General features: G+C 69.6%; 23 protein-coding genes, 1 tRNA gene and 3 pseudogenes. 17 read left to right on the plus strand and 10 right to left on the minus strand.

Annotated elements, in window-relative coordinates:
• Positions 1–64 precede the first annotated feature (64 nt).
• Positions 65–1,021 carry an ArsR/SmtB family transcription factor gene (locus ACFVZH_RS33600; RefSeq protein ID WP_384903388.1) on the minus strand — a complete coding sequence of 319 codons (957 nt, stop codon included), beginning with the start codon at positions 1,019–1,021 and terminating at the stop codon, positions 65–67.
• 85 nt (positions 1,022–1,106) lie between these two features.
• Between ACFVZH_RS33600 and ACFVZH_RS33605 the strand changes: the two genes are divergently transcribed.
• On the plus strand, positions 1,107–2,177 hold the full coding sequence (locus ACFVZH_RS33605) for an alpha/beta hydrolase family protein (RefSeq protein ID WP_384903390.1): 1,071 nt from the start codon (positions 1,107–1,109) through the stop codon (positions 2,175–2,177).
• Between the two features lie 120 nt (positions 2,178–2,297).
• Here ACFVZH_RS33605 and ACFVZH_RS33610 read toward each other — a convergent pair whose 3' ends face one another.
• Complete coding sequence (locus ACFVZH_RS33610) at positions 2,298–3,221, minus strand: helix-turn-helix transcriptional regulator (RefSeq protein WP_384903392.1); 924 nt, start codon at positions 3,219–3,221, stop codon at positions 2,298–2,300.
• A gap of 146 nt (positions 3,222–3,367) precedes the next feature.
• On the opposite strand from ACFVZH_RS33610, the gene ACFVZH_RS33615 reads away from it, so the two are divergent.
• From ACFVZH_RS33615 to ACFVZH_RS33630, 4 genes are all read left to right on the plus strand, one after another.
• Positions 3,368–4,792, plus strand: coding sequence for an MFS transporter (locus ACFVZH_RS33615; RefSeq protein ID WP_384903394.1), 1,425 nt, complete (start codon positions 3,368–3,370; stop codon positions 4,790–4,792).
• Between the two features lie 135 nt (positions 4,793–4,927).
• Positions 4,928–5,776, plus strand: a complete 849-nt coding sequence (locus tag ACFVZH_RS33620) for an aldo/keto reductase (protein ID WP_384903396.1) — start codon at positions 4,928–4,930, stop codon at positions 5,774–5,776.
• Positions 5,777–5,861: 85 nt separating this feature from the next.
• A complete protein-coding gene (locus tag ACFVZH_RS33625) occupies positions 5,862–6,563 on the plus strand; it encodes a flavodoxin (RefSeq protein ID WP_384903398.1) in 702 nt (233 codons plus the stop codon).
• Positions 6,564–7,021: 458 nt separating this feature from the next.
• Positions 7,022–8,215, plus strand: coding sequence for a hypothetical protein (locus ACFVZH_RS33630; RefSeq protein WP_384903400.1), 1,194 nt, complete (start codon positions 7,022–7,024; stop codon positions 8,213–8,215).
• Between the two features lie 515 nt (positions 8,216–8,730).
• Here the strand turns inward: ACFVZH_RS33630 and ACFVZH_RS33635 are convergent.
• On the minus strand, positions 8,731–9,591 hold the full coding sequence (locus tag ACFVZH_RS33635; protein ID WP_384903402.1) for a haloalkane dehalogenase: 861 nt from the start codon (positions 9,589–9,591) through the stop codon (positions 8,731–8,733).
• Between the two features lie 106 nt (positions 9,592–9,697).
• On the opposite strand from ACFVZH_RS33635, the gene ACFVZH_RS33640 reads away from it, so the two are divergent.
• From ACFVZH_RS33640 to ACFVZH_RS33670, 7 genes and pseudogenes are all read left to right on the plus strand, one after another.
• Positions 9,698–10,312 (plus strand): TetR/AcrR family transcriptional regulator, encoded by a 615-nt coding sequence (locus tag ACFVZH_RS33640; RefSeq protein ID WP_384903404.1) that lies wholly within the window; start codon positions 9,698–9,700, stop codon positions 10,310–10,312.
• Positions 10,313–10,554: 242 nt separating this feature from the next.
• Positions 10,555–10,876, plus strand: a pseudogene (locus tag ACFVZH_RS33645) (transposase); the annotation flags it as partial.
• A 78-nt stretch (positions 10,877–10,954) separates the two neighbouring features.
• Positions 10,955–11,611 carry a hypothetical protein gene (locus tag ACFVZH_RS33650; protein WP_384903406.1) on the plus strand — a complete coding sequence of 219 codons (657 nt, stop codon included), beginning with the start codon at positions 10,955–10,957 and terminating at the stop codon, positions 11,609–11,611.
• A 315-nt stretch (positions 11,612–11,926) separates the two neighbouring features.
• A pseudogene (locus tag ACFVZH_RS33655) lies at positions 11,927–12,127 on the plus strand (hypothetical protein); the annotation flags it as partial.
• Positions 12,128–12,429: 302 nt separating this feature from the next.
• A tRNA-Met gene (locus ACFVZH_RS33660) sits at positions 12,430–12,503 on the plus strand.
• Between the two features lie 519 nt (positions 12,504–13,022).
• Positions 13,023–13,193 (plus strand): hypothetical protein, encoded by a 171-nt coding sequence (locus tag ACFVZH_RS33665; RefSeq protein ID WP_384903407.1) that lies wholly within the window; start codon positions 13,023–13,025, stop codon positions 13,191–13,193.
• Positions 13,194–13,817: 624 nt separating this feature from the next.
• Positions 13,818–14,040: pseudogene (locus ACFVZH_RS33670) on the plus strand (IS5/IS1182 family transposase); the annotation flags it as partial.
• 172 nt (positions 14,041–14,212) lie between these two features.
• On the opposite strand, the gene ACFVZH_RS33675 reads toward ACFVZH_RS33670, so the two are convergent.
• Genes ACFVZH_RS33675 through ACFVZH_RS33685 form a run of 3 tightly spaced genes read right to left on the minus strand, consistent with a single transcriptional unit; the run spans position 14,213 to position 16,517 of the window.
• Entirely contained in the window at positions 14,213–15,223 is a 1,011-nt protein-coding gene (locus tag ACFVZH_RS33675; protein ID WP_384903409.1) for a transporter, read from the minus strand.
• Positions 15,220–16,116, minus strand: coding sequence for an ABC transporter ATP-binding protein (locus tag ACFVZH_RS33680; RefSeq protein WP_384903411.1), 897 nt, complete (start codon positions 16,114–16,116; stop codon positions 15,220–15,222). The genes ACFVZH_RS33675 and ACFVZH_RS33680 overlap by 4 nt, the downstream gene beginning before the upstream one ends.
• Positions 16,113–16,517 (minus strand): GntR family transcriptional regulator, encoded by a 405-nt coding sequence (locus ACFVZH_RS33685; protein WP_384903413.1) that lies wholly within the window; start codon positions 16,515–16,517, stop codon positions 16,113–16,115. The genes ACFVZH_RS33680 and ACFVZH_RS33685 overlap by 4 nt, the downstream gene beginning before the upstream one ends.
• A 281-nt stretch (positions 16,518–16,798) precedes the next feature.
• On the opposite strand from ACFVZH_RS33685, the gene ACFVZH_RS33690 reads away from it, so the two are divergent.
• Both ACFVZH_RS33690 and ACFVZH_RS33695 read left to right on the plus strand, forming a co-directional pair.
• Positions 16,799–17,176 (plus strand): DUF4440 domain-containing protein, encoded by a 378-nt coding sequence (locus tag ACFVZH_RS33690; protein ID WP_384903415.1) that lies wholly within the window; start codon positions 16,799–16,801, stop codon positions 17,174–17,176.
• Positions 17,177–17,257: 81 nt separating this feature from the next.
• Positions 17,258–17,425, plus strand: a complete 168-nt coding sequence (locus tag ACFVZH_RS33695; RefSeq protein ID WP_384903417.1) for a hypothetical protein — start codon at positions 17,258–17,260, stop codon at positions 17,423–17,425.
• 364 nt (positions 17,426–17,789) lie between these two features.
• Here ACFVZH_RS33695 and ACFVZH_RS33700 read toward each other — a convergent pair whose 3' ends face one another.
• On the minus strand, positions 17,790–18,356 hold the full coding sequence (locus ACFVZH_RS33700; protein WP_384903419.1) for a TetR/AcrR family transcriptional regulator: 567 nt from the start codon (positions 18,354–18,356) through the stop codon (positions 17,790–17,792).
• A gap of 63 nt (positions 18,357–18,419) precedes the next feature.
• Between ACFVZH_RS33700 and ACFVZH_RS33705 the strand changes: the two genes are divergently transcribed.
• The gene (locus ACFVZH_RS33705) at positions 18,420–19,571 is read left to right on the plus strand and encodes an FAD-dependent monooxygenase (protein ID WP_384903421.1); all 1,152 of its coding nucleotides are present in this window, start codon (positions 18,420–18,422) and stop codon (positions 19,569–19,571) included.
• A 181-nt stretch (positions 19,572–19,752) separates the two neighbouring features.
• Here the strand turns inward: ACFVZH_RS33705 and ACFVZH_RS33710 are convergent, their stop codons facing one another.
• Positions 19,753–20,292: a 2'-5' RNA ligase family protein gene (locus ACFVZH_RS33710; RefSeq protein WP_384903423.1), complete on the minus strand. Its 540-nt coding sequence runs from the start codon at positions 20,290–20,292 to the stop codon at positions 19,753–19,755.
• Between the two features lie 328 nt (positions 20,293–20,620).
• Here ACFVZH_RS33710 and ACFVZH_RS33715 point away from each other — a divergent pair, with 328 nt between their 5' ends.
• The gene (locus ACFVZH_RS33715) at positions 20,621–22,072 is read left to right on the plus strand and encodes an RNB domain-containing ribonuclease (RefSeq protein WP_384903425.1); all 1,452 of its coding nucleotides are present in this window, start codon (positions 20,621–20,623) and stop codon (positions 22,070–22,072) included.
• Positions 22,073–22,270: 198 nt separating this feature from the next.
• Here the strand turns inward: ACFVZH_RS33715 and ACFVZH_RS33720 are convergent, their stop codons facing one another.
• The gene (locus ACFVZH_RS33720) at positions 22,271–23,176 is read right to left on the minus strand and encodes a S41 family peptidase (RefSeq protein WP_384903427.1); all 906 of its coding nucleotides are present in this window, start codon (positions 23,174–23,176) and stop codon (positions 22,271–22,273) included.
• 57 nt (positions 23,177–23,233) lie between these two features.
• On the opposite strand from ACFVZH_RS33720, the gene ACFVZH_RS33725 reads away from it, so the two are divergent.
• Positions 23,234–23,776, plus strand: coding sequence for an ArsR/SmtB family transcription factor (locus ACFVZH_RS33725; RefSeq protein ID WP_384903429.1), 543 nt, complete (start codon positions 23,234–23,236; stop codon positions 23,774–23,776).
• Between the two features lie 25 nt (positions 23,777–23,801).
• On the opposite strand, the gene ACFVZH_RS33730 is transcribed toward ACFVZH_RS33725, so the two are convergent.
• The gene (locus tag ACFVZH_RS33730; protein ID WP_384903430.1) at positions 23,802–24,602 is read right to left on the minus strand and encodes a HEAT repeat domain-containing protein; all 801 of its coding nucleotides are present in this window, start codon (positions 24,600–24,602) and stop codon (positions 23,802–23,804) included.
• Between the last annotated feature and the right edge of the window lie 106 nt (positions 24,603–24,708).

The raw sequence follows: 24,708 nt of genomic DNA on the forward strand, positions 1-24,708 counted from the left end.
ACGAAGACGGGAGCGGGCAGGGCGGTGATGAGCGAGCGGGCCGTCTTGTGGCGAACTACGGCGGTCAGGTGCCCGCGACCAGCGTGCCGAGGGCCGTGCGCTGGTGGGTGACCGAGCGGCCTGTGCGGGTCGTCGTCGCCATGCCTGCCGATCTGAGCGCCGCCGCGTGGGACGAGGCCGTCGCGTTGCTGACGTGGAGGGCGCGGGCCAGGGATGTCGTGGTGTGGGGCTCGGCGAGGAGGCGCAGGGCGTCCAGCCGGGTGCGGCCCAGGACGGCGGCCAGGGTCTCGGCGGGGACGGCCGGGCGCCCCGCAGTGGGCGGGAGACCGGGACCGGCTGGGTACGTCAGGACTGCGGGACGGCCCGGGGTGTCCTGCAGAAGCGGGCCCGCCGGGTGGTGGAAGGTGGGCATCAGAACCAGGCCGCGCCCGGCGAGGCGGACGTCGCGGCCCGGCGCGGCGCCGGGCCATTCCCACACACTCTCGTGGAGTCGGTTGCCCGGGGCCAGGCCGGTCAGCGTGGCGGCCACGCCGTGCTCGGCGACCGTCAAGGCGTAGCGGGTGAACTCCTCGCGGTGCAGATCCTGTACGACGGACCAGACCGGGGCGAGGACCGTCTCGTACGCGGCCTGCTGGGCGCGGTGCAGGGTGCGCCAGGCAGTCTCGTCGCCCGCGTGCAGGCCGCGGATCCAGCGAGGGGCGGGCACCGCTCCGTAGACCCGCTCCAGCTCGGAGCGGACGAGACCGGGGTTGGTGGCGCGGATCTGTTCGAAGCCGTCGGCCATGGTGTCGCCGAGGACGTCGAGGAAGGAGGGCGGGCGGCCCGCCGGAACCACGTCGGCGAGCGGGTCAGTCGCGGCCGGGAGGGAGCGCAGGACACGGCCGCGCCACGGCGCGAACAGAGGCCCGCCACGCCGGGTCACGGCTGTCGTCAGGGCGGCGTGGAGCTCCTGGAGCGGCGCCGGGCGGGGTGCGAAGCGGGTCCGGGCGAAGTCCTGCGCGGTGAAGTGGATTCGCAGCACCCTCACAACTCCTCGTCTTGGGCCAGCCTTTCGGCCAGGGCCTGAACGTTCGCATCGTGACGGCCCCCGCCCCAAGGATGTTCGTATGACTTCTCGACGCACTCTTCTGAAAGGCACCCTATTCGGGAGTGCCGCCGCCCTGCTGCCCACGGCTGCGTCCGCCTCCGGTGGCGGCTCGATCCTCCGGCTGCCCGCGCCCGCCGGCCCGTACCCCGTAGGCATGCAGACGGTCTGTCTGACGGACCCGGCCCGTACCGACCCGTGGGTGGGCGGTGTGCGGGAGTTGATGCTGACCTTCCTGTATCCGGCCCGATCGGTACGCGGCTTCTCCCGTGCGCCGCAGCTCACCCCGGGCGAGGCCCGGGTGTTCGCCGAGTACGCGCCGCACGTTCATCCGGGGCTGCCGGAGCCGGGAGCGGTGGACTGGGGCGCGGTCCTCACCCACGGATACGTGGGCGCGCCGCCACTGCCCGGGCGGCGGCCGGTGCTGGTGTACTCACCCGGCGGCGGTGACTCCCGCACGCTCGGCACAACCCTCGCCGAGGACCTGGCGAGCCACGGCCGAGTGGTCGTCCTCGTCGACCACCCCGGTGACGCCTCTCAGGTGGAGCTGCCCACCGGAATGCGGACGACCGTCCTGACCGGACCGCCGGACAAGGCGACCTTCCGCACCATGGTGGACACCAGGATCGCGGACCTCCGCCTGGTCCTGGACCGGCTCAGCGACCTGCCGCTCGCACCGGTCATGGACTCCTGCCGGATCGGGTTGTACGGGCACTCCGCAGGCGGCACGGCGGCGGTGTACGCGGCCCGTGGCGACCGCCGGGTCGGCGCGGTGGCCAACCTGGAGGGCTATCTCGACCTGTACCCGCCGGTCGGCTTCGACCGGCCGCTGCTGCTGTTCCGCACCGACGGATTCGAGGGCGCCGCCCGTATCGAGTCCTCCTGGGCGAGTCTTCCCGGCCGCCGCGTGCTGCTCGCCGACGCGAACCACTGGGCGTTTACCGACTACGGCTCGTTCGTCGCGCGGCTCCAGACCGCCGGTCTTGTGACAGCGACAACACGGGCCGCGCTCGTCGGCACCGGCGACCCGGTTGTGACCCTCGCCGAGGTACGACGCCAGGTGGGGACCTTCTTCGCCCGCCATCTGTCGTAGCGGGACCATGAGGAGACGGTCAGTGGCCCTCTGCGGCCGCACAGCGGGGCGTCGGTCGCCTGTCGTCAAACGATCCTTCGACGACAGGCGGATTCCGAGGGCCGGGCCCCGGAAGCCGGCTCAGGAGTCCATGCGCTGCTGCTCTCCGTCCTTCGCGGTGGGGGCGCGGTCAGGCTTGGGCGCGGTCATGTCGAGCAGGGTCATGGCGTCGTGGTCGGGGGTGTCGGGGTCAGCGGTGTAGACGCCGAGGCGTTGCCCGGGGGTGCCGTCGAGGAACATGGACTGGCCCGTGAGGTGCATGGTGCCGACCTGGGGGTGGTGGAAGGTCTTGCGGGCGGGCTTGTTGCCGGTGACCTCGTAGCGTTCCCAGAGCCGTGCGAACTCGCCGCTCTTGAGGAGGAGCTCGCCGACGAGGTTGGTCAGGTCGGGGGCGTCGGGGATGGTGCCGGCGGTGGCGCGCAGGCGGACGACGCAGGCGCGGACCTGGCGGTCCCAGTCGGGGAACAGGTCGCGTGAGGCGGGGTGGAGGAAGAGGTAGCGGGCGAGGTTGCGCTGCTTGACCGGCCAGTCGGCCAGGCCCGCGTAGAGGGCGAGCCCTCCGGGGTTGGACGCGAGGAAGTCCATGCTGCGGCTGACGATGTACGCGGGGTTGGGGCGCATCGTCTCCAGGAGCAGTTTGAGGTGGGGGTGCACGGTCCGGCTGGGTGCCGGGGGCGGTTCGGGGGCGTAGCGGGCGGCGTGGACGGCGAGCTCGCGCAGGTGCTGGTGCTCCTGGTCGTCGAGGCGGAGCGCGCGGGCGAGGGCGTCCAGGACGGCCGGACTGGGCCGGGTCTCCTTGCCGCGCTCCAGGCGCACGTAGTAGTCGATGCTGATCCCCGCCAGGGTCGCGAGCTCCTCACGTCGCAGGCCCGGGGTGCGGCGCAGGCCGGCGCCCATGGTGAGGCCGACCTGGTCGGGGCGTGTCTGGGTGCGGCGGGCCCGCAGGAAGCGGCCCAGTTCCGTTCCGCCGCCGTCGCTGGTCGGGGTGGGGGGCTCGTGTGCCATGGGTTCAGTCTCACACCGCAGTGACCTGGGCGGCAGCCCGGTGGGGGGCCCTGTCACTACCCCGAACAGCCCGGCCTGCCACAAGGCGGGAAACGGCGCCAAGGTGGAGGAACGCCAGCCCACCCCACGTCTCCCGGAGCTACGACATGCCTTCCACGCCCCAGGCCCCCGCCCGACCGGCCGTGTCCGGTCCGACGGCGGCCGCCACCGCGACCGGGTCCCGTGCGGCGCCGGCCGCGGTGCTGCTGGGCTTCTTCACGATCACGCTGGACGCGCTGATCGTGAACGTGGCGCTGCCGTCGATCCGAGACGGACTGGGCGGCGGGATGTCCGGACTGCAGTGGGTCGTCGACGGCTACACCCTCGCCTTCGCCGCGTTCCTGCTCTCCGCCGGTTCGATCAGCGACCGGATCGGCGCCCGGCAGGCGTTCGCCACCGGCCTGGCCCTGTTCACGGCCGCTTCCGTCGCGTGCGGCCTGGCCCCCGGCCTCGGCGTCCTGGTCGCGGCCCGGATCGTGCAGGGCGTGGGCGCCGCCCTGGTACTGCCCTCCTCGCTGGCCCTGCTGCGCGAGACGTTCCCTGATCCGGCCCGGCGGGCGAAGGCGATCGCATTGTGGGGCGTGGGCGGCTCGGTCGGCTCCGCGGCCGGACCGGTGGCCGGCGGGCTGCTCACCATGGCCGACTGGCGGCTGATCTTCTTCGTCAACCTGCCCGTCGGCGCGGCGGCCCTGCTCCTGCTGCGCCGGGCCGCCCGCTCCCCGGCGCGGCCGACGCCGTTCGACTGGACCGGACAGGTCACCGCTGTCGTCGCCATGGGCGCATTGACCTTCGCGGCCATCGAGGGCGGCGCCGACGGCTTCACGACCACACCGGTCCTGGTGGCGCTCGCCGTCACCGTCGTCGCCGCGAGCGTGTTCGTGATCGCACAGGCCCGCGGCCGGCACCCGATGACCCCGCTGCCGCTGCTGCGCAGCCGCGTCATGTCTTTGTCGTCGGCCGTCGGCTTCGCCCTGAACGTCGCCTTCTACGGAATGATCTTCCTGATCGGCCTGTACCTGCAGCAGACGCGCGGCCTGAACCCGCTCGCCACCGGCATCGCGTTCCTGCCGATGGCGCTGACCGCCGCCGCGATGGGGCCCGCCGCCGCCCGCCTGGCCAACCGCTTCGGCGCCCGCACCCCCATCGTCCTGGGGCAGGTTCTGATCGTCGGCGGCCTGCTCGCGATGGCCGCCATGCCGGCCACGGCCTCCGTGTGGCTGCTGGTCGTACTGATGGTGCCGATCGGATCCGGGGGCGCCCTGGCCGTCACGGCGCTGACCGCCCTGGTGCTGGAGAGCGTGCCCACCGAGCGGGCCGGAACCGCCGGCGGGGTCCTCAACACCTCCCGCCAGACCGGCGGCGCCCTGGCCGTCGCCGTCTTCGGCGCCCTGGTCGCCGAGCCGTCCGGCTTCGTCCGCGGCCTGCGCATCAGCCTGCTGATCGCCGCCGCCACCGTCCTCGTCACCGTCGCGGCAACCCTCCGCCTTCGGGCCCTGTCTGCGCGCGAGGACCACCACGGTGCGCGAGCGTGACCGAGAACCACCGATCCACCAGCGACCCACCCGGAAGCGGAGAACCACCGATCCACCCGGAAGCGGAGAACCACCGGAACCGCCCGGCCCTCACCAAGCCGTCCAGACCCCGCACCTGCACAGAACGGAAGAACCATGCAGCACGTCACCCTGAACAACGGCGTCCAGATGCCCGTCCTCGGCTTCGGCGTCTACCAGATCCCGCCGGAGCAGACCGAGCAGGCCGTCACAGACGCCCTCGCCACCGGCTACCGCCTCCTGGACACCGCCGCCGCCTACGGCAACGAAGAAGCCGTAGGCCGCGCCATCAAGAACAGCGGCATCCCGCGTGAAGACCTCTTCGTCACCACCAAGCTCTGGGTCCAGGACCACCCCGCCGAGGACAACACCCGGCGCGCCTTCGAGACCTCCCTGGCCAAGCTCGGCCTCGACCACCTCGACCTGTACCTGATGCACCAGCCCTTCGGTGACGTCTACGGCCAGTGGCGCGCCATGGAAGCCCTCAACCGCGAGGGCCTCGCGAAAGCGATCGGCGTCGCCAACTTCTACCCCGACCGGCTGATCGACCTGATCCTCAACAACGAGATCGTCCCGGCCGTCAACCAGATCGAGACCCACCCCTTCTTCCAGCGCACCGACTACCAGGACCTGATGCGCGAGCACGGCGTCCAGCACCAGTCCTGGGGCGGCTTCGCCGAGGGCAAGAACGACCTGTTCACCAATCCGCTCCTGGCCGAGACCGGCAAGGAGTACGACAAGTCCGTCGCCCAAGTCGTCCTGCGCTGGCTCACCCAGCGCGGTGTCATCGCCATCCCGAAGTCGGTCCGCGCCGAGCGGATGGCCGAGAACATCGACATCTTCGACTTCGAACTCACCACCGAGCAGATGGCCGCCATCGCCACCCTCGACACCGGCAACACCCTCTTCTTCGACCACCACGACCCCGCCATGGTCGACTGGCTCGCCAAGCGCCGCGTCAGCTGACACAGCCCCGGAACCGGCGCGGATGCCCACCCCTCCAGGGCGTCCGCGCCGGACGCACAAAGGGCAGCACCCGAAGGACGCCACCGTGACCCATCAACAGGACAGGGCTGCCCCACTGCGACGGCGCACACTGCTGCGCGGCGCCCTCCTGACAGGAGCCACTGCCATCACCGGCACCCACCTGACCAGCTGCAGCGTCCCCGCGGCCGAGCACTCGACCGAAGCGACCCGGCAGTCCACCGTCACCGCTCCAGGCGGCAGGCGGGTCCTGCTGGCGTACTTCTCCCGGCGGGGCGAGAACTACGACTACGGTCGGCGCACCGACCTCGTGACCGGCAACACCGAGGTGCTGGCCGGGACGATCAGCCGCCTCATCACCTGCGACGTCCACCGCATCGAAGCCGCCGAGCCCTACCCGGACAGCTACGACCAGGCCGTCCGGCGCAACGTCCGCGAGCAGGACGCCGACGCCCGGCCGGCCATCGCCGGCCGCCTTCCCTCCCTCGCCCCCTACGACACGATCCTCCTCGGCAGCCCGATCTGGAACGTCCGCCCGCCCATGATCATGAAGACGTTCGCCGAAGCCCTCGACTTCCACGGCAGAACCGTCATCCCGTTCACCACCCACGCCATGAGCGGACTGGGCACCGCCGAACGCGACTACGCCGCCTCCTGCACCGGCGCCACCCTCGCCCAGGGCCTGGCTGTACGCGGTGAGGAGGTGAGAAAGGCCCAAGCCGAGGTCAAGGCATGGCTCCGGAGACTCGGCATCGGCCTCGTCACCTGAAGCGCCCGTCCGTCACGCCACCACTTCGTCCAGCGCCTGGAACAGGGCCGGCGCGCTGGATGGCCGCTGGGCTTTTGGAAGCGCCATGGCGACGATTCGCCGAGGATCGGGCGGCGGCGCGGGGACGCCCAGGAGGGGCGGCCCGAAGGGGCTTGTCCATCGTCAAGCTGGCCTTGCTCACTCGTTCGTATGTGCGGGGCGTGTGGGGTATCTGGTCCTGGAGCATGGCCAGGACCTCGTAGTCGGCGACCTGTTCGCCCAGGGGTTGATGGTCCCAGACAGGGTGCGCCGCAGTTCGGTGTTGATCGTCCCCATACGCAGTGAGGCGTTCTCGGCGATCTTTGCGGGTCTGTGGTGATCATGTAGCCGCCGCGGTAGCCGAGGGGGCGGGGTGCCGCTTGCCTTGCTCGGGCTGCGGACCATACTGGTTGGGCCCTGCTCGCTCACTGAATGGTTCCATGGCCAAGAACAGCACTTCAGCGACCATCGTCCCCGATACCGTCTGGCTGGGGCGTGGGTGTCACCTCGGGCTCGAGCCTGAGCTGGATGTCCGGCGTAACCTGATCGCGCTCAAGGCGGCCCGGGTGATCGACGACTTCCTGGACCTCGACCCCGTCGAGGCGGCGCGTTCCACCGACCTGTACCCGCGGGACGAGTCCGCGGATCCCGGCCCGTCCGCCCGCCGCCTCTTCGAGGCCCGCTGGCGCGTGGCCGACGGCGTCACGGTGCGCGCGCAACTGACCCTGTACGAGTCCGAGCCCCGCCGAATGAAGAGCGCGGGTGTCACCTGGGTCCTGGCCGCCGAGGCCGAGCGGGTGTGGGAAGCGAGCTGGCCCTCACCGGCCACCGTGTTCTGGCCCGACAGCGACCAGGTCGCGTGGGACCACGAGACGGTGCCGGACGTGCGTCTGCGGACGACGAACCACCTGCCGAAGGACGACGACGAGCTGCGCCGCCTGCTACGGGCCTGCACCCGGCAGAGCTGGTTCATCCATATCGTGGTGCACGAGGCGATGACGCCGGACGCCCTGGGACGCCGGCCGATCACGGCGTTCCTGCCGCCGAGCCTGCGGCACCGGGTGGTCGAACACCGGGCCACGCCGGAGCAGGCCCAGATCGCCGACTTCGTGATGAAGCGTGAGCTGGGTGTGGGAATACCGCGCGGCGGCGCCGTCATCCTGCCCCCGACACCGCAGGCCGTCGATGACGACGCGGAGCACCTCACCGTACGCAACGTCTTCCTGGACGGCACAGAACCCACCGAACTCCTGAACAAGATCACCGAGTTCGCCTCACTGCCCCAGCCACTGCCCGCCGACGCCGAACAGGCCCTGACACGGCTGCGCCAAGGCTGGCATCTGCTCACCCCTGCCGAGGAACTGGTCCATGCACGGGCCATGGTCACCAGGTACGCCAAGGCGCTCGAGGCCATGACGGCATCCTGCGACTTGTACCGGGAGGCTGCCGAGTCGGCGCTCGACGCCCTCGCCGAGGCGACCAGCGGCGACGGCGCACCCCGGACGGCATCGCCGGCGCCGGCCAAGGAAGACCCCTGGCCATGGAAGAACCTCGGGAAGACGCTCGCCCGCTTCCGGGGCCCGAACCCCCAAGCGCCGGATGCGGAGGGCCGGCAGCGTCCGGACGGCCGGTGAGATGCACGGGAGATCGGACCGGTCACACGCCGGCCTCCCCGGAGAAAGGCCAACCGGTCGCAGTCGTCTTCCGACATGAGGGGCACCGAAGTAGCAGACAGCGACCGGTGACCAGCGCCATCGACCACGACGCCGCCCTGGCGTGATCTCCCCGGGGCGCCGTCGGCAACCCTTCACAAGGCGGCGGCGCGATCCGGTCCGGCTCGCCCCAGCTCGTCCGGGCCCACGCGGGGGCCGGTGTCCGCTCCTCCAGGGTGTACCGGCAGCCGTCGGCCGGATGACCTGGCCGTGGCGCGGTCCGATCCGGGGCACCCGGATCGCTTCCATCACGGTGGTGAACCGGTTGCAGTCGTTGGTGTTGCCACACGATCCCGTTCAGCACCCGGCGGTCGTCCAGCCGCTTCCGCCCCCGCAACGACTCGGGCAGAATTCCGTCACTGTCAGGGTGATCATGTGCCCGCCCGGAGCGTCGACCCGCACGGACGGGTCATCCTGAGCAGGGAACAGGTGATGAATCAGGGGAATCGTTCGATGATCGCTTCCACGATCCGATCCGGTGCGTCTTCCTGGATGAAGTGCTTCGCCTGACGGAGTTCAACGATGTCCAGTTCGGTGAATGAGGAGCGAATCCGCGGGATGCACGCCTTCGGCCGGAACACCATGTCCCGCATGCCCCATATCGCCAGGGTCGGTTTGTCGCCCAGGCGGGCAGGCACCTCTTGGGCGAGTTCCTTCAGCAGGGGGCCTGCGGCGCGGATCTCCCCGGGCATGACCGTGAGTCCACGCCGGGCTGCCTTCGTGGGTTGGACCATGCGGTAGTGGTCAGCCTCGACTGCGGTCAGAGTGGGGCCGGTTCTGCCGAGCAGGAACTGTTCCACGAGAAGGTTCTGTTCGAGGATGCGCCGTTGCATGGGGCGGCTGCTCATGATGACGCTGAACGCCCGATTCGCCAGCGGCTCGATCGGCCAGAACGCGGTGTTGCCCAGCACGATTCCCCTGACGCGCTCTGCGCGTGTGATCGAAGCACCGAGCCCTATGGGGCCACCCCAGTCTTGTCCCATCAGGACGAAGGCGTCGAGCTGTAGATGGTCGATCAGCTCACCCATGACCGTCGTGTGCTCTGAGACCGTGTAGCCGAAGCCGGCCGGGCGCTCCGACAAGCCGAAGCCCAGGTGGTCGACGGCGATACAGCGATACCGGTCACGAAGACCCTTCACGATGTGGCGGTAGAGGAAGCTCCAGGTGGGGGAGCCGTGGCAGAACACAATCGGCGGCCCCATCCCCTCGTCGATGTAGTGGACCCGCCCGGCGGACGAATCGAACCATCGCGAGCCGAAGGGGTACAGGCTCGGGTCGGGAACGAAGTCGATCATCATCGCGCTCTCCTCCTGATCTGTACTGCAGTCCTGTCGGACTGACCCACCCCGTCACTACAGGTGTAGAGCTTCTCGGGTCCAGACTCTACACCTGTAGCATCGAGTCGTGTCTTCGAACATGCCAAGTGGCAATGAGAGGCGGGAGGCGATCGCCAACAGCGGGATTCGCATCATCGCCCGCGACGGTGTTCGCGCCCTGACGCATCGGGCTGTCGACCGTGAGGCGGGGATACCGCAGGGATCGACCTCCTACCACGCGAAAACGCGGCTTGCGCTCGTGGACCTCATCGTCGACGCGCTCGCCGCCCGTTCGAAGGCGGACGCCGAGGAACTCGCCGCCTCTCTGAGCACGATGTCCGAGCGCGAACACCGGCTCGACGTCGATGAGCTCGCCGCGCTGATCGCAGGGCTCGTCGAGACCCTCGCGTTCCGCCGCGACGACATGAAGGCCCGGTACGCCCTCATCCTCGAACTCGATGACGCGCCGCATCTTCGGGCCAAGCTGACGGCGGAGTCCGAGGTCCACGCCATCACCCGACAGGTGACGGCGTCGGCCCTCACCAGGGCCGGACTCCCCGACTCGGACGCGCGCGTCGAGGAACTGATCGCCCTCACGGACTCGCTGGTGTTCTACCGGACCGCCATCAACGAGACCGCCTCGCTGCAGACGATCGTGGCCGCCTACCTACACGGCACCGCCTTGACCCAACCTGATCTCTAACCTGTGCGGAGAGGTCGTGGGGTCGTCGACTTCTTGTTCTGGGACGTGGAGGTGTCGGTCTTGCCGACTGTGTGACGTCGACGACGCGACCCACGACCAGGTCGAACCGCTCGCCCTGGTCGAGGCCGACACCACTCCCAAGGAACCGTTGTGGCCCCTCCTCGTTGCGGCTGCGGCTGCGGCCGCGACGCACTACGCCTTCACCGTGACACCTGTGGGTGGGCTCCGGCCGGATCCCAATTTTGTCCATGCACCGGAACTGGCGGATCCGTCGTTGGGCAGAGGAGGACAAGGTCGAGCTCTAATTCACCCCGACCTACGCGTCCTGGGCCAACCTGATCGAGGCGTTTTTCGGACCCCTACGGCAGTTCACCCTCGCCGACTCCCACCACCCCAACCACACCGTCCAGACCCCGGGCTGTGCACGCCTACCTGCGCTGGCGCAACAACAATGCCCGTCGCCCCGACGTCCTCGCCGCCCAACGACGCGAACGCGCCCGCATCCGCATCCGCAGCGAGAAACGCATCCGCTGGGGAGGCAGACCCCTTCGGCTTGCGGCCTGACCTGGCCGCCGGGGTCACAGCACTGGATCCTTGGAAGCTGGAAGGGGTTGCCCTCATCCCTCGCGATACGGTGCTGTCATGCCTCGATCAGTCGAAACCGGATCAGTGTTGTCTCCCGTCACCGCGGACGACGTCGACCTTGCCGTGCGGCTCGCCGTGGGCGTCCTTCGGGACGCACCCGCGGAGGGGTGGGGTGGTAAGGCCGGTTCGCTGGAGTGGGACTGCTGGGAGACCGCCGAGCACCTGGCCAACGACCTGTTCTACTACGCCGTGCAGCTAGGGCCGCAGAGCCCGCCGCTGGACACCCATGTGCCCATCGCGTTGAGCCGGAAGAGGCCGGACGCACCCGCGGTCTTCCTCTACGCGGACCGTGATGCGGGTCCGGCCGGCCTGGTGCAGGTGCTGGAGGCGTGTGGCGCGCTGCTGGTCTCCATGGTCCGCACCACGCCGCCCCGGGTCCGCGCCCACCACGCCGCCGGGGTGTCGGACCCCGAAGGCTTCGCGGCGCTGGCGCTGCAAGAGACGCTGGTACACATGCACGATCTGGCGGAAGGCTTCGGGCTTGCCTGGACCCCGCCCTCCGCTCTCTGCTCGCGGGTGCTCGCCCGTCTGTTTCCACAGGCTCCGGGCGGCGCGGATCCCTGGCTCACCCTGTTGTGGGCCACCGGCCGCGCCGAACTGCCGGGGCACCCTCGTCTCACCACGTGGCGCTCGGACAGCACACCGCGGTCATAGGAGCGGATCGGCCTCAGCCGCGGCCAGGCTGATGATCGTGCCCCTACCGCGGCGAGAGCACACCGGGCCACCCGTCCCCACCGGCAACCCGGCGAACCTATGCGGTCACGGCACTTGGTGTATTGGCCCTGAGTGCGTTTGTGGAGTGCCGGCTTGGCGGGGCGACCTGTGTCTTCTTCGTCTACTGGGGGCCGGACAGGTCTGTGTGGTCCGACCCCCCGACCGCCGAGGAGTTGAAGAGGTCAAGGTCAGGGCCGTCGAGGTGATGCCCCCCGTCAGCAGCACCGTCTGCTGCATGAAGCGGCTCCAGCCAAGATGCGGGTCCCGTTCCATGAGAGAGCTCGCTGGGAGGCCGTCGGGGCTTTGAGGGCGGCAGCGGGGATGTACCGGGCCGCTGTCGAGGAACCGTGCAGTGATAGGCAAGCAGCCGGCAAGGGCCTCTTCGAGCGGATGGACGGCTTGACGGCCCAGGGTGTTCCGGCTGAGATCGTTGCCGACCTTCATGGGGCCCGGTTGCTGGGCAACTGGACTTTCCGCGACGGTCTTTCCTTCTCTGTCGACGAGGTCGCAGACGTGGCGCTGCTGATCCAGGAAGCCGTCATGGTGGTCTATGTGCAACCGGAGGAACGCGCTGCGATGCGCGCTGCACGCAAGGCGCGCCGCGGCGGGCACTGCAATGCACAGACGCAATGGCCATCAGCACACGCTGAGCGAGTTGAATTGTGCGGTCACCTGCCGGACCGCCTGTCCACGCAAGTCCTGATGGGGGCGTCCTGGTCTGAGGGGTGCTGTGAGTGGCGTAGTATTGGGTTTACCGACGCGGGGTGGAGCAGCTCGGTAGCTCGCTGGGCTCATAACCCAGAGGTCGCAGGTTCAAATCCTGTCCCCGCTACTGAAGTGACCTGAGGCCCGGATCCTATGGATCCGGGCCTCAGGCGTGCTGCTACTGGTGAGCGTCATTCTCTGCATTCGGGCAGGGTTGTCCGGTGAGGTTGTGGAGTTCGTCGCTCGATAGGTCCAGGTCTCTGTTTGTGAGCGGGTTCCTGCGATTGGACGGGCCGCAGGGTCGAGTACCACTGTGCCCGCAGGTCCGAGGGTGCCTGGGTTTCTAGGAGTGCAGTGTCGCGGATGCGGAGAAGCTGACGGTGCATCTGGCCGGGTATGTCGGGTACGAGGAACGCAGGTGTGAGCACCTGTGACCAGGTGTGGGTCGTGCTGCTGGCACGTTGCCGCGAAGAGAGTATTGAACCGCCGACTGCGGGCGGTCGAGGAGTCGCTGGCGGCCCGGATCTCCTTGCGCTGACCGCGGTGAACGTTGAGCTGCGGGTCGCTCTGGTCGCTCTGGTGGCCGCGGGCGCCGGCCAGGGGGATGGCGTCAATCTTGGCGGTGGCGGCGTGGAGCGTGGGGGACGTGCCGCCGGTGCTGGGGAGGATCGAGGGGGCTTCGGGCGATGTGGGCCTGGAGGCGATGCTCATCGAGATCGACGAGCTTCTGGCGGTGTGGGTGATTGGCCTGCCGCTGGCGCCTTGGGACCGCGTCTTGTCCGGCCGATCTTGGACTGTGGAAGGATGCCGTCCATGACTTGCATTCGAAGGGGCCGTGCCGCGTAGAACACCAGCTTCACCACGGTCGCGTGAAAGCGGCCGGGGAAGCCCGTGGGTGCGGTATCGCGATGTTCCCGGTCTGTCGGGAGCGGCGAATTCCGCCGTCCGTGTGCTCGAACGGGAGCGATTGTCTCCGGGCATCGTGTCAGCGGCGTTGAGCGTGTGGTCCGCGCGTGTCCACGGCACCAAGCGCCGGTGGAGGCAGTGGGAGGCTGAGTTCACCTGCTCCTGCTGCGGCGAGGGCTGGGCCCGGGACAAGCTGCAAGAGGCTCTTTTCATGCTTCCGCCAAGGGCCGCCGCCGAACTCCGAGTGCAGGTCGAGCGTCTGGACGGGGTGCTGCTCAGACGGACGCATTACGAGCCGACGGCAGACTCGGAGTTGGCGTGGTGGCATCGCCGGTGCTGACCGCACCCGTGCCGCCCGCTGAGTCGTTGGTCTCGTGTGACTGGCCGGGGGATCTGACAGAGGCTGAGTGGCGACGTCTGGCGCCGCTTCTGCCGACGGGCAACAACACCGCTGCGGGCGGTGGCTCGATCATCGTCAAGTGGTCAACGGCATTGTGCACCGGGTGTGGACGGGCGTGCAGCGGCGTGACCAAAGAGCGACCAGGCTGGGCATCGCAGCGGCCGGGGCCGGGGCCGGGGCCGGGCGGGAGGTCGCCCGCCCGGCTTCGACAAGGAGCTGTACAAGAAGCGCAACACCGTGGAGCGAGCAATCAACAGGCTCAAAAACTACCGGGCGGTGGCGACGCGATACGACAAGCGTCTACGTCTACCTGGGCACCGCGACCGTCGCAGCAGCCCTCATTTGGCTCCGCACATGATCGACCGGACAGAACCTAACGGGACAGCCGATATCTGCCGATCGCGCGCACCGCCAAGAGCTCGTCGCGGCGAGATGGATCTCGAACGGTGGGAGGACTCTGTCGATGCCTCGAGGGGCAGCTGGCACCCGGCTTCCCCTCGCGGTTGTTCGCGTACTGGGACTGGCGTGCGTCAGGTCGCTCGGTGGCGGATCCACCAGGCGCAGAACCCGGTCAGGGCCAGGGCGAGGCCGAGGTAGAGGCATGTCTCGGCCCATTGGAGGGTCCAGAAGTTGCCGGCGGGCTGGTAGGTCACCTGCTGCTGGTAGCCCTGGGCGCCGAGGTCGGCGATGCAGCGGTCGACTTGCTGCAGGGTGGGTGGGCCCGATGTGGTGTGCAGGCAGTCCGCGAAGGACGACGGCACGGGGGCCGGCCGGCCGGTGGCGTTGAGTGTCTGTTGGGAGGTGATCCAGGCCCCGGGTACTTCGTCGAGGTGCGCGACGACCTGTTTGGCGCCGTCCTGGATGCTGATGGGGGCGCCGTCGGGCTGGATCGGCAGGGTGGTTCGGTCTGTGGCGGCCAGGTGTGGGCGGATCCACGTCGGCACGGCGAGCTGGACGGCGGCGTAGAGGGTGAAGGTGGTGGCCATCGCGGGCAGGGTGCGGCGGATGACGAGGCCGAGGGCGACGCCCAGGACGAAGGCGAAGGCGGCATGGGCCATGGGGACGACACCTCGTGCGGCGAAGGCCACGGGGTCGAGCCGCGGGAAGTACGTGTCCGTCGCGCCACCGCCGTTGACAGACCGGTCGATGGGGCTGCTCCACCAGCTCACCGCGAGGCTGGTCAGTCCGGCAGCGGTCACGGAGGCCGCCGCACCCAGGCCCAGCTTGGGCGTCAGCCAGCGTGTGCGGGTGACGCCCTGGTTCCACGCGAGGCAGTGGGTGCCGGTCTCCAGTTCGCGGGCGATCAGCGGCGCGCCCCAGAACATCCCGATGACCGCCGGCACGGCGAGTACGGCCAGCAGTCCGGTGTAGTAGAGGGTCCGGTCCGGACTGGAGACCTGGTCCACCAGGCTGCTGCCGGCAGCTCGGTGGAGGTCGGCCAGCTGCGGGCCGGTGACCGCGAGGGCGGCGGCGAGGGCGGCGACCGCGGCGAACATCACGGCGGCCTGGGTGCGGAACTGGCGCCAGGTCAGCCAGATCATCGGAGTACCTCCAGTGCGGGTCGGGTGTCACTCACCGCGTCGGCGGGCCGGGTCATGTAGGCCAGGGCGATGTCTTCCAGACCGAGCGGGCTGACGGTCCAGGACGGATCGTGGACCGCGGTGTCGGTGCGCACCAGGAGGGTGGTCTGCCGGTCGGTGTGGCTGGCGGTGATGACGTGCTGACCGGCCGGGAGCGTGCCGAGGTCCCGGCGCGGTCCGGTGAGCCGGTGGTGGCAGGCGAGCAGGTCGTCGATGTCGCCGGCCACCTGCACCCGGGAGTCGACCAGCACGATGACGTAGTCGCAGGTTCGCTCGACGTCGGAGACCAGATGGGAGGAGAGCACGACGCTCAGCTCGTGCTCGGCGACAGCCTCCATCAGGTCCTGCATGAACTCCCGTCGGGCAAGCGGGTCCAGCGCCGCGACGGGCTCGTCCAGGATGAGCAACTCCGGGCGTTTGGCGATGCCCAGGGTGAGAGCAAGCTGCGCGCGCTGGCCGCCGGACAGCTTGCCGGCCTGCTGCTTGGGGTCCAGAGCGAGGCAGCGGATCCGGTCGCGCGCCACAGCGTCGTCCCAGTTCGGGTTGAGGCGCTTGCCGAGGTCGAGATGGTCGGCGACGCTCAGCGCGGCGTAGATCGGGGTGTCCTGGGCGACGAAGCCGACCTTGGCCAGCTGTTCCACACCCGCGGCAGGACGACCACCGCACACCTCGATGGTGCCGGCTGTCGGGGTCAGCATGCCGGAGGCCAACTTCAGCAGGGTCGACTTGCCGGCGCCGTTGGGGCCGACCAGGCCCACCACCCGGCCGGCCGGGACGTCAAGGTCGCAGTTCTGCAGCGCCCAGCGCTGCTTGTACCTCTTGCCCAGGCCCTGGGCTCGCAAGACAGCGCTCACGCTACGTCCTCTCCGGCGGCGTTACGAAACGTGTTCACGAACAGCGCCTCGATGCTCTCGTCGTCGAGCCCGGCCAGGCGGGCCTTGGTCAGCCAGCGCTGCAGCTCCTTGCGCAGCGGTCCCTGCGCGGCGAGCGTGCCGTCGGCCAGCGTCCGGGTCACGAACGTCCCGACGCCGGGACGGGCGGCCACCAGGCCGTCGTGCTCCAGCTCCCGGTACGCCTTGAGCACCGTGTTCGGGTTGACCGCCATCTGCTTGGCCACGTCCTTGACCGTCGGCAGCCGGTCCCCCTCCTCCAGCAGGCCCAGGCGCAGGGCGTGGCGAACCTGTTGAACCAGCTGCTGGTACGGGGACAGGCCGGACCGGCTGTTCAGGTGGAACTCAATCACCGGTTCCTCCATTTATCTAGTTAGCTAGCACTATAGCTCTCTGTGTCGACCGGTCGGCAAGGCGTTCACAGCGGGCGCCGGACGCCCGGCACCGCGGGGCGCCAGTTGATCGGTACCGTGGGGCGCCAGCCGTGCATGGTTGGCGGTCGCCGGACCTCGCTCGTGTGCCGGGAAGCGACTGCCTGCCGGCACTTGAACCCGTGATGACGCCCCCTCCGGGGGCAGGGCAGCCGGCGCGGCGGACTCCTCAATTCGCTTGCGAATGCCCAGGTCGGCTGGGGCAGGATGCTCCCATGGACGTGGAAAGCAGCGTGGCCGAGGTCATCGAGCGGGAGTTGCAGTTGCTCGGTCCGGCCGGGCGGTCGTCTGGGGCATTGGCGGATCAACTCCTCGATCCGGAGTTCGTGGAGGTAGGTGCCTCAGGGCGTAGGTGGGATCGTCGGTCGATGCTCTCGGCGCTACCGGTCATGCAGGGTGCCGCGGACGATGGCCCGCAGTACGTGCCCACCGAGATGACGGGCACCGTATTGGCGCCGGGGGTTGTGCACCTGACGTTCGAAACCATGCTCGATGGCAGGCGAGCCCGCAGGAGCTCGATCTGGCGGAAGTTGGATGACGCATCCGGGTGGCGGATGTATTACCACCAGGCCACGCCCGTCCCGGATGTATGAGGCGGTGAGCCTGTGTCAAGCCGGGCGGTGCTGACCGCGAGTGCGGTCGCCTGCCCGGTCTTGGGGTCGATGACCGGGTAGATGGCGTCGGAGGTCGGTGACCAGGACCTGCCCGTCCGGGCCGACGGCCGGGCGGGGCTCCGCGACGGGCCCGTACGGCAGCGCGCCGACGGGCTTCAGGGCGGCCGCGTCCAGGACCGCGGCCGTCCGGTCCGGGCAGACGGCGTACGGCCGGCTGCTGCCCGGTGAGAGCGCGAGCCCGCCCGGGGCCGGCCCGACCTGGTGGCCCAACGTCAGCCGGCCGGCCGACTGCGCTCCGCTCGCGCGAGGGTGGCCCCCACGCCGCGCACGGTCGACGGCGGGGGCAGGTTGCCGGTGTTGCCTGCTCCTCGCTCTGCGGGGATGGCTGCTTCGTACGTGAAGTCATTACCGAGAGAGGCTGCTTCTCGCGCTTGCGCTTGCGTGGACGGCCTGCCGGGGGAGGGGAGTGCGCTCGCTTTCGCTCCTCGCATGCCTTCGGGTTCGCGCGGGGAGTGGAGGCGATGGCCCGCCTCGCATGCTGTGGTCACTGCGCCGTACCGGCCCCCGGGCGGAGGGCTCCGGTGGAGGCGCCTCACCGTGGGCGCAGGCCGTCCATCAGTACGGCGAGGTAGGCATCGGTGAGGTCTGGCGCGGTGGGGTGGACTCGGGCGACGGCGTAGGCGGTCTGTCCGACGAGGGTGGTCAGAAGCGCGGCGTCGAGGTCGGCGCGGATGACTCCCTCGCGTTGGCCGTGGCGGATCATCTCCTCGACGGCGGTGACCAGTTCTGCGCGCCTGGTCGTGGTGGCGGGCAGGTTCAGGCCGGTGAGCTGGTCGTTGATGGCTTGGTGCGCCGCTTGGAATGCGATGTGCTCGGTGAGGAAGGTGTGCAGCGATACGCCCGCCGCGGCGCTTTCGCACAAGTCCCGGGCGCGCAGGACGACGGGTTCGAGTAGGCCGGCCACGGCGGCGTCGAGCAGGGCGTCCTTGCCGCCGAAGGCCCGCACGACGGTCCCGGCACCCAGGCCCGCGCGCTTGGCGATGGCTTCGACGGTCAGGGCGGCGCCAGGCTCGGACAGCAGTTCCGTGGCGGCTTGCAGCGCGGTCTTCCTGTTGCGGACCGCATCGGCGCGGCGCCCGTCGCTTCCCGGCGTTGACATTTGGAACGCACCTTCCACATACTCATCTGGAACCATGATTCCAGTAATCTTAGGGGAGGACACATGGACGAGCGCATCCTCATCTCCGGTGCGAGCATCGCAGGTCTCACCCTCGCGCACTGGCTGACTCGGTACGGGTTCCGGCCCACCGTTGTCGAGCGCGCTTCCGGCCCGCGTGCCGGCGGCAACGGCGTCGACGTGCGCGACCTGGCTGTGGATGTCGCCGAGCGCATGGGTATCTGGCCAGCCGTCCAGGCGGTGGCCGCGGATGTGCACGGCATGAAGTTCGTCGACAGCCGCGGCCGCACGACCGCCCGAGTCGACGTCCGCACCCCCGGCGCCGCGGAGATCATGCGCGGCGACCTCGTCGCTTTGCTGAAGGAGAACGCGGACGTCGAGTACCGCTTCGGCGACTCGATCCATGACCTGCAACAGGACGAGAACGGCGTCACCGTTTCCTTCGGCAACGCAGCCCCGCACCGCTTCGACCTGGTCATCGGGGCCGATGGCCTGCACTCTGACGTCCGACGCCTCGCGTTCGGCCCTGCGGAGCGCTTCCTCCGCTTCAAGGACCACTACTTCGCCTTCGCCGATGCCGACCCCGAACTGGGCGAGAACCGCTGGGTCACGATGCACAACACCCCCGGCAGGATGGCCGGCGTCTACCGGTCCGGCAACCACGCCCAGGCCAAGGCGTACTTCATGTTCCGCTCCCCATCGCTCGCCTATGACCACCGCGACACCGGCCGGCACAGGCAACTCCTGCGCGACGCGTTCGGCGACGACACCTCCTGGTGCGTACCCGAACTCCTCGCGAGTGCGCTGGACGATCCGGGGCTCTACTTCGACGCCCTCAGCCAGGTCCACATGCCCACCTGGTCCGCCGGCCGCGTCGCCCTCGTCGGCGACGCCGCCTGGTGCGCCTCACCCGCCTCCGGCGCCGGTGCCGAACTCGCCCTCGTCGGGGCCCACCGGCTCGCGACAGCACTCGCCGCCCACCGCGACGACCACACGACTGCCTTCAGGCGCTACCACGCCGAACACCACCCCCTGGTCCAAAAAAAGCAGCAGATCGGACTCAACGTCCGCCTCATGGTTCCCAAGACCGCCGCAGGACGCCGGGCCCGCGACACCATCGCCCGACTGCCCCTCATACGCGCCGCATCGGCCGCCGAACGACTCCTCCAGCAGGGAACTCGGCCGCTCCGAGGCTGACGTCCGATCACAAGGTCAGTACTCCCGGGGCGGACTCACCATGCCCCGTGGGCTCACCACCGCACTCACCACGCCCTGCTCCCCGCTGGCGTGGGGTGCACTGCGTGGGGTTGGGCGGGATCGCGACGGGCGTCGTACCTGCCCCAAGGGGCAGCGGACCAGCCAAGCCTCATGACCTGCTTCATTCTCCGAGTGCGAACGACGCCCGTTCTTGCCACTTCGTGCCGTCGTGCACGATGAGTTCAACCGACGAGACGTGAGACGTGAACGGGAGCCTGCCGGCGAGGTCGGCCTTGATCTCCTCCAGGACGACGTCTTCCTGACCTTGCGCGATGGTCAGGTGCGGCACGATCTCGGCGAACCGGCCGCCATACGGCGGAGCCTCAGGCCAGCGATCAGCGATCGCCTCCGTGAGCTGCCTCAGCTGCGTGTCAGGCTCGGGGGCGAGATACAGCACTTCCGGGAGTCGTCCACACCGCTCGAATCGCAGGTCAAAGGCATGGTGGCTTCCCAGCACATCCGCGAGAGCGGAGTAGACGAGCGCATCTATTCGGCTCTCGTCGAGGAACGGGAAGAGCACGGTGACATGGGCTGGAACCCCGGCCTGGGCCGAGGGGTCGAGCCGTTCGCGCCACCCGCGGACGGACGGCTCCGCCTCCGGGATCCGGACGATGAGCCCCGTCTGGCCTGCCTGAAACGCACTGGTCCTGTCATCTGCCATGACACCGCATGCTGCCACCTCTGCCCCAGACGCCACGGCTCCTTTTTCGCTGAACGATCACGCCGATCTGCGAAGCAGGAAGACGACCGGGACACCCACGACGCTGACGCTGACGCTGCCGCTGTTTCCCGTGAACGTCCAAAGTGCCGATGATCACTGAACGCCGCTGGAACCCACGAACAAACGCCGTCGGACGAAAGTGAACGAAGCCGTTCGGCCGACGCTGCTCCTTGCGCCCGCGGGGATGGCCCTCTCGGATCGCTCCTCCTTTCCCCCGCCCGGACCCGCTCAATGCGCCGCCCCGTGGTCGCCGCCCTACGCTCGGGACATGCGACGCCAACAGATGCACATGTCCCGCGAGGCCCAGGACGCCCTGCTCAAGGCACTGCAGCAGCTCCGGGCTGAGCTGAAGGCCCCCACGGAGTTTCCCGCGCATGTGCTCGAAGCGGCGGAGGATGCCAGCTCCGCGCTCCAGCTGCCCGACAAGGACGCCACCCACCTGCCGTTGTTCACGATCGACCCACCGACCTCGAAGGACCTCGACCAGGCCATGTACCTGGAGCGGCGGCCCGGTGGTGGGTATCGCGTGCACTACGCCATCGCCGACGTGGCCGCCTTCGTCAAGGCGGGTAGCCCGCTGGACGCCGAGGCTCACGACCGGATCGAGACGCTGTACTTCCCCGATCTCAAGGTGCCCCTGTACCCGCCCTCGATCTCCGAGGGGCCGGCCAGCCTGCTTCCGGACCAGGTCGTCCCCGCCCTGCTGTGGCAGCACGACCTCGACGCCGACGGCAACGTGACCGACTCGACCGTAAGCCGGGCCAAGGTCCGCAGCCGGGCCAAGTTCAACTACGAGGGGGTCCAACAGGACATCGAGGCCGGCACGGCCGAGGAGTCCGTCGCGCTGTTGCGCGAGATCGGCAAGCTGCGGGAAGCCGTCGAGGCCGCGCGCGGCGGGGTCGCGGTGAACCTTCCGGACCAGGAGGTCACCCTGAAGGACGGATCGTTCCGGCTGAGCTACGTGGCGGCACTGCCCGTGGAGGGCTGGAACGAACAGATCTCCCTCATGACCGGAATGGCCGCGGCCCAAATCATGCTGGACAGCGGTACCGGGATCCTGCGGACCCAGAAGAAGCAGGCCGACCAGGATGTGGTCCGGCGCGTGCACGACATCGCAAAGCACCTGGGCATCGACTGGCAGCCCGGCGTTTCGTACGCCGCGCTGGCCAACTCCCTCAATCCGGCTGACCACAAGCACATGGCCTTCCTCAGCGAGGCCACCGCCATGCTGCTCAAGGCGGAGTACACCACCTTCCGCGACCACCACATCCCGGAACACACGCTCCACGCGGCGATCGCGGCCCCGTACACCTACTGCACGGCCCCGTTGCGGCGCCTGATCGACCGCTACACCGGTGAGCTGTGCGTGGCCGCGTGCGCCGACCAGGTCCCGCCGAACTGGGTGCTCGACGCCCTGTACTGCCTGCCGTGCGACATGGCGCGGGGGAAGGGGAAGGTGGCGGACCGGCGCGCGGTGGACCTGGCGGAGGCCGCGGTGCTCAAGAACCGGGTGGACGAGATTTTCAGCGGCATGGTCATCAACACCGACGCGGAGGACAACAAACCGAAGGAGGGCACGGTGCACCTGGCGGAACCAGCCGTGATGGGCAAGATCACGTCCGGCGCCAAGCTCGACCTGGGCACGAGCGTCCAGGCCAAGCTCACACGGGCCGACCCCTTCTTCCCCGGCAAGAACAAGATCCTCTTCAACACGGTGTAGCGGCCCGTCGTCCCCGGAACTGGCCGCCCCACCCGCGCGGCCCGCACCACCGCGACGAGGGCCGCCGAGTCGTCGGCGTGGGAGCAAGGGCCGGCCGCCTCGCCGGCGCCGCCCGCCGGGGCCTCCGCCGCCGAAGTCAGCCGCTGAAGTGGACAGGGGGAGGCGCTCCGCACAGTGCTGTCGATGGGCCGGACTGGGTCAGCCCGCCAGCCGGGCGAGGGCCAGCGCGTGCGCGTGGTCGAGGGAGTCGGCAGCAGCGCAGCGAATATCCGGCTGCACACCGGTGCCCTCCCAGTTCGTGCCGGAGACGGGGTTGACGGCTCGGCCGACGGGGATGGTGGCTTCCAGGTGTGGGTGCACCGTCCAGCCCCTGCACGGGTGTGCGCCGCCGCGGGTGGGCTCGCCGACGACTACGGCGCGACCGAGCTGCTGGAGGTTGTACGCCAGCTCTTCAGCGGCAGAGAAGGTGCTGTCACTGGACAGCACGTACAACGGCTTGGTGCCACCGAAGCGCGCGCCGGGAACGTGCGGCAGGCTCCAGGACTGCTCACTGCGCTCGCGGCTGCGCCAGTGCATGGTGTTGAGGTGGGTGCGCTCGTCCAGGAGGTAACTGCAGACGAAGGCGACCGTGTCCGGGTCGCCGCCCCGGTTGGCGCGAAGGTCCACGATCAGCGCCTGGGCGCGGGAGGCCAGGGTGAGCGCGGCGCCCAGCGGTTCGGCGGCCCACTCCAGCGGAAACAGCATCGGTGCCAGCTCCACCACGGCGACCCCTCCGTCGAGCAACTGCACCCGTGGCGCACCGCCCAGCGAGGTGTCGAAGTCCCGGCGCATGGCGTCCAGGGTGGCCGCCCCTTGCTTCGGGGACACCGGGTCGGCGTGGTGCTTCAGCCTCAGGTGTCGGTCGCCGTTGACGGACTGCAGGTCCGCGGTGACCAGACGGGCGAGCTCCTCGGCGCCGTCGACGTCGTACGCGCCCTCGGCGAGGCGTCGTTGCAGCAGGTCGGCGAGCTGCTCGGCTATCTCGGGGAAGACGTAGTGCTCGATCAGGAGCCGGACTGTCTCGTCGACAACAGGGGCCGGCGGAAGCTTCGTTGAAGTCGTCATGGCAGGGAGTAGAGCATTGACCTTGCGGAAGCGTCAAAGAGTTTAGACACTTTCGGTATGCGTGATCAGCCTCCCTACCTGCCACCCCCTGAGGACGCCCTGGAGATCGGTGCGCCTGAGCAGTTCGCGGCACTCGCCCACCCGTTGCGTCAGCGGTTGCTCTTCGCCCTGGGGCACCGGCCTGCCACCACCAGCCAGCTTGCGGCGCAGCTCGACGCGAAGAAGGGCAACGTGGCCCACCACCTCAAAGTGCTCCGCGAAGCCGGACTGGTCCACATCGCCGAGACCCGCCAGGTCCGCGGCGGCACCGAGCAGTACCACCAGCGCACGGCCCGCCGGATGGTCGTCGCCGAACCCCAAGCGGCAGGCACCGCCGCGATGCTCGCCGCGGTCGCCCACGAGCTGGGCCGCTCTCCCGCCGAGACCCACCTGACACTGCGCCACCTGCGTCTCAGCCCCGCGAAGGCAAGAGAACTCGGCGAGACCCTCGCCCAACTGGTCGACGAGGCCGAGGAGAACGCAGAGGACCAGCCCGTGCACGGAGTGTTGGTGGCGCTCTATCAGCAGGCTCTGCCGACCAGCACCACCAGTTCCGCCTAGACGATCTATTCCAAGGGGTCGGTGGTCATAGCGGATCGCGGACTGCTTCCACTGCCTCCCGGACGTTTGAGTGCGGGTCGTCGGCGAGACCGTCCAGCAGTTCGGTGACCCCTGGGGTGGACCAGCGGGCGACCGCCCACACCAGCTCCTCCCGCACCCCGGGGTCGGGGTGGGTGGCGAGGTGGCTCAACTGGGCGAGTGGGCCGCGCCGACGCATTCCGAACCAGTGCAGTGCCTCCCGCAGCGCGGCCGGGTCCGCGGGGTCACCAGCTGCGACCCGGGTGAGCAGCACCTTGACGGGTGGCGGCGGACCGTCCAGCGGATGCGGCAACCGCTCGCGCAGGCGCCGCGCCCCGTACCCACCGCGCACGCGGCATCCGAAACAGGTGCAGGGGCGCACACCGTGTGAGTCCGGCAGGTACCGCCACCCCGCCACCTGCGGCGCGGTGCGGACCCGGTGCACTTCACGGGGCCGGATCGTCCGGGGGACGAACACCTCCCACCCGCGCGGGTCCTCAAGTGCCGCGATCCGCCGCACTGCCTCTGACGCGGAAACGGCGGCCTGGGCATCCTGCGCCCGGTCGGTATAGCGTCCGACCAGCACGTCCTGGTCGTCGTCGAGTCGTACGTGGACTGCCACAAGCCCGCCCCGGCTGCCGAAACGAGCCAGCTCGCGCAGCCATTGGTGGGTGAGGGTGTACGACGGAAGGACCGGGAAGCAGTAGACCCCCCGCGAGCTGCCCTGTCCGTGGCCGGCCGCCCGGATCCCGGACCGCCGGATGCGCGGCGCGTTCGCCGCCGAGGTCAAGTGCACGAACATCGCCATGACACGGGATATTACTGAGGTTTTCGGGTTGTCGTCGGGGAGTGACGGTTCATGATCCCTGCGGTATGCCGGTGGGATGAGGTATCCGGAGGGTGGGGGCCTGACC

The organism is Streptomyces sp. NPDC059534 (assembly GCF_042743475.1).
Taxonomy (GTDB): Bacteria; Actinomycetota; Actinomycetes; order Streptomycetales; family Streptomycetaceae; genus Streptomyces.

Excerpts from the sequence above, each read along its gene's own strand:
- ACFVZH_RS33605 (WP_384903390.1), top strand. The coding sequence starts at position 1,107 with ATGACTTCTCGACGCACTCTTCTGAAAGGCACCCTATTCGGGAGTGCC.
- ACFVZH_RS33610 (WP_384903392.1), bottom strand. The coding sequence starts at position 3,221 with ATGGCACACGAGCCCCCCACCCCGACCAGCGACGGCGGCGGAACGGAA.
- ACFVZH_RS33615 (WP_384903394.1), top strand. The coding sequence starts at position 3,368 with ATGCCTTCCACGCCCCAGGCCCCCGCCCGACCGGCCGTGTCCGGTCCG.
- ACFVZH_RS33620 (WP_384903396.1), top strand. The coding sequence starts at position 4,928 with ATGCAGCACGTCACCCTGAACAACGGCGTCCAGATGCCCGTCCTCGGC.
- ACFVZH_RS33630 (WP_384903400.1), top strand. The coding sequence starts at position 7,022 with ATGGCCAAGAACAGCACTTCAGCGACCATCGTCCCCGATACCGTCTGG.
- ACFVZH_RS33635 (WP_384903402.1), bottom strand. The coding sequence starts at position 9,591 with ATGATGATCGACTTCGTTCCCGACCCGAGCCTGTACCCCTTCGGCTCG.
- ACFVZH_RS33650 (WP_384903406.1), top strand. The coding sequence starts at position 10,955 with ATGCCTCGATCAGTCGAAACCGGATCAGTGTTGTCTCCCGTCACCGCG.
- ACFVZH_RS33675 (WP_384903409.1), bottom strand. The coding sequence starts at position 15,223 with ATGATCTGGCTGACCTGGCGCCAGTTCCGCACCCAGGCCGCCGTGATG.
- ACFVZH_RS33685 (WP_384903413.1), bottom strand. The coding sequence starts at position 16,517 with ATGGAGGAACCGGTGATTGAGTTCCACCTGAACAGCCGGTCCGGCCTG.
- ACFVZH_RS33690 (WP_384903415.1), top strand. The coding sequence starts at position 16,799 with ATGGACGTGGAAAGCAGCGTGGCCGAGGTCATCGAGCGGGAGTTGCAG.
- ACFVZH_RS33695 (WP_384903417.1), top strand. The coding sequence starts at position 17,258 with ATGGCGTCGGAGGTCGGTGACCAGGACCTGCCCGTCCGGGCCGACGGC.
- ACFVZH_RS33700 (WP_384903419.1), bottom strand. The coding sequence starts at position 18,356 with ATGTCAACGCCGGGAAGCGACGGGCGCCGCGCCGATGCGGTCCGCAAC.
- ACFVZH_RS33705 (WP_384903421.1), top strand. The coding sequence starts at position 18,420 with ATGGACGAGCGCATCCTCATCTCCGGTGCGAGCATCGCAGGTCTCACC.
- ACFVZH_RS33710 (WP_384903423.1), bottom strand. The coding sequence starts at position 20,292 with ATGGCAGATGACAGGACCAGTGCGTTTCAGGCAGGCCAGACGGGGCTC.
- ACFVZH_RS33715 (WP_384903425.1), top strand. The coding sequence starts at position 20,621 with ATGCGACGCCAACAGATGCACATGTCCCGCGAGGCCCAGGACGCCCTG.
- ACFVZH_RS33720 (WP_384903427.1), bottom strand. The coding sequence starts at position 23,176 with ATGACGACTTCAACGAAGCTTCCGCCGGCCCCTGTTGTCGACGAGACA.
- ACFVZH_RS33725 (WP_384903429.1), top strand. The coding sequence starts at position 23,234 with ATGCGTGATCAGCCTCCCTACCTGCCACCCCCTGAGGACGCCCTGGAG.
- ACFVZH_RS33730 (WP_384903430.1), bottom strand. The coding sequence starts at position 24,602 with ATGGCGATGTTCGTGCACTTGACCTCGGCGGCGAACGCGCCGCGCATC.